The sequence below is a fragment of the Streptomyces sp. AB3(2024) genome (assembly GCF_041862025.1).
Classification (GTDB): domain Bacteria; phylum Actinomycetota; class Actinomycetes; order Streptomycetales; family Streptomycetaceae; genus Streptomyces.
The window spans coordinates 1-238 of the sequence record NZ_JBGWAB010000406.1 but is presented as its reverse complement, the minus strand read 5'-3'; the positions used below and the strand labels follow the sequence as shown (position 1 = coordinate 238).

Annotated in this window: 1 protein-coding gene; it reads left to right on the top strand. The window is 70.2% G+C overall.

Annotation, left to right across the window (positions count from 1 at the left end):
• Positions 1-238 (top strand): acyltransferase domain-containing protein (locus tag ACEPPI_RS40980; protein WP_373920308.1); only part of this gene is annotated, 238 nt, incomplete at both ends.

Genomic DNA, 238 nt, shown 5'->3' with positions numbered 1-238 from the left:
CGCCGTGAACGGGCCGTCGTCTGTGGTGGTCTCGGGTGAGGTCCAGGCGTTGGAGGAGTTCCTGGCGGCTTGTGAGGCGGACGGGGTCCGTGCGAAGCGGATCGCGGTGGATTACGCCTCGCACTCGGCGCAGGTGGAGTTGCTGCGCGAGGAGCTCGACACGCTGCTCGCGCCGATCGCACCCCGGGACGCGGCGGTTCCGTTCCTGTCGACCGTCACCGGTGAGTGGGTCGAGGGC